This window comes from Candidatus Symbiopectobacterium sp. NZEC135 (assembly GCF_025962695.1).
This window is the reverse complement of the sequence record NZ_JAGFPF010000217.1, coordinates 1-2,327: the sequence shown is the minus strand read 5'-3', so window position 1 is coordinate 2,327 and position 2,327 is coordinate 1. Positions and strand designations below refer to the sequence as shown.

Annotated in this window: 2 protein-coding genes; one reads left to right on the top strand and one right to left on the bottom strand. The window is 43.6% G+C overall.

From position 1 onward, the window contains the following. Nucleotides 1-31: 31 nt before the first annotated feature. Nucleotides 32-901: a LysR family transcriptional regulator gene (locus tag J5224_RS25100; RefSeq protein WP_264627930.1), complete on the bottom strand. Its 870-nt coding sequence runs from the start codon at nucleotides 899-901 to the stop codon at nucleotides 32-34. A 202-nt stretch (nucleotides 902-1,103) separates the two neighbouring features. Between J5224_RS25100 and J5224_RS25095 the strand changes: the two genes are divergently transcribed. Further along, nucleotides 1,104-2,081 carry a hypothetical protein gene (locus J5224_RS25095; protein ID WP_264627929.1) on the top strand — a complete coding sequence of 326 codons (978 nt, stop codon included), beginning with the start codon at nucleotides 1,104-1,106 and terminating at the stop codon, nucleotides 2,079-2,081. The last annotated feature ends 246 nt before the right edge of the window (nucleotides 2,082-2,327 follow it).

Below are 2,327 nucleotides of genomic sequence, written 5' to 3'. Positions count from 1 at the left end.
GTGTGATGTGCTGATTATGGCCGTAGAAAATTCACACATTGTTTAATTCTGCACGCAATAACGTTTCAAACGCATTACGTGCGTGATGAAGGTCTATTCTGCTATTTTTTATAAAGTAAGTTTGTACGGGAAATAACTCGCTAACTGTATACCCCCTGATATTACCGGTTCTTTTAAACTGCTCAAAAAAGCCAGCAGGTACCAGCGAGACACCTGTACCGGAACTGACACACCCAAGAATAGTTCCATAACTTGCAATGCTGGTGATATCGACTGTGATCTGATGCTGATTTACCCAACGCTCCAGGGCCTGGCGGTAAGGGCACCCGTGAGGCCACATGTAAAGGTGTCTACCTTCTAGATCCTGAGGCGCTGATATCTTTCCTGTAAAAGGAGAAGCAATCAATACCAGTGATTCTTGGTGGGCTTTCACATAAGTGATATCCGGATGGTCATCCTTTGTCGCGATAACCGCGCAATCGAGTTTAAGTTCGGCGACATCGCTGACTAACTGTTGCCATGTCCCTGTACTGAATTGCACCTGGACTGCGGGATAGCTCTGGTTGAATTTTGGAAGAACCATCGGTAGCCGTCCTGTTGCTGCAGATTCGATAGCTCCGATCCGCAGGACCCCTCCAGGTTCTGATGAGGGCTTAAGTGCCTGGCGGGCTTCCTGGCAGTAAGTCAGTATTTTGCTGGCGTACTCCAGCAGTATTTCTCCCGAAGGTGTGATGACCAGTCCGCGCCCCTTACGGATGAAAAGAGAAACACCCAGTTCCGTTTCCAGGAGCTTGATTCTGTTTGTGATATTTGAGGGAACACAGTGCAGTCTTTCGGATGCTCTGGCGATACTACCCTGCTCGGCAACGGTTTTAAACATTTTCAGCTGAGATATATCCATCCCTTTACACCTCACTAAAAGTGAATAATTAACTCACTATAAGTCAGTTGTAGTGTATTAATCAATCACCGTACAATGCCTGGAGGTGGAATCAGATATTATTTGAAATGCTGTAATAAAAAAATAACTTTATCATCCATTTTCCAATAAATGGTTCAGAGGTCTTTAATATTTTTAGTTCGTGAATAACCGAGGTGGATATATGATTTCATTATCTATGCAATGTAGTAATGACATATCAACTAAACCTTTTTCTATGCAGGAACTGGGGGAGGTATTCGTCGATGGTTTGCCTGAACATATCGCAATGTTAAAACTGCCTGGTCGATGGATAGCCGGAGATGCTCGCAGGCCACCCATCTCCGTGTATATTGAACATGTTAAAGAACTTCAGAATATGATGTACGACGTTCTTTGTCATGAAATAACCCAGGTGGCTCAGCCTTATACGGAAGGGACTTTTCTTGCCTTTCTGAAAACGGAAAAAGTTGAACCCGGAGTCCTCAGCTTTTTCAACGGCTGGAATGAAACGCACAAAACGACGAGCCTGGTATCCGGAAAAATAATCATGCGTCTATCCGCTGACGCACTTTACATTTCACAAGAAAATCAGGCTATCTATCATAACGTGCTGGCCCATATGCATGAAGTATCAAAAGATGACTTTGGTCTTGGTCAAAAGGGGCATGACGGAATGTATAAATATATGACAAATGCTTTTGGGGCTTCAGCCTGGGTTGATGATCAATATAAAATCAATGAGTGTAATGAATTCTCTGATTTCCTCTACAATACCGGCATTGCAAAACATAAGTCTGCAATGCATTCTACTGAATATCAGCAGTCTGTCGTGGATGCCATGATGGTCTCTGTCGCATCTGAACTCTGGAACGGACGCGAATACAATTTTCTTGCCCAGTTTATAGAGGGGAAATTATTGTCCTTTAATGCGTCGTTAAATGAGGACACCAAAGCGCTTCGTAACGCCAAAGGTTACGTCATTGGGCATGCCGGGGAGGTAGAAAACAGGCATGGTTTACATGCGCTGGCCGCGTTACAGGCCTTTAGTCGTATCGCGAAGCTTTCATTCAATACAGAACGACTTAAGCATGTCATGCTTGATTATAACAGAAGAGTTGGCATCGCCTTTTCTGCATTACAAAACGTTCTGACTCACTGAAATAAAGAACTTGCTACCGTATTTTTCGTTGTCTGTTATGAGGCAGGAAACAATGCTCAGGTGTTACAGAAGAAATAAATTTAAAATATGTCTTTAATGCATTTGCGGGGGCTGTAATAAGTGTTGAATATTGATATTTCTCTTTTTGCATTGGGAGGCTTTGCTTTCTGTGGTGGCCTGATCGATGCTGCGGTTGGTGGCGGAGGGCTTGTTCAAATTCCTGCTCTCATTCATGCTTTACCTAGC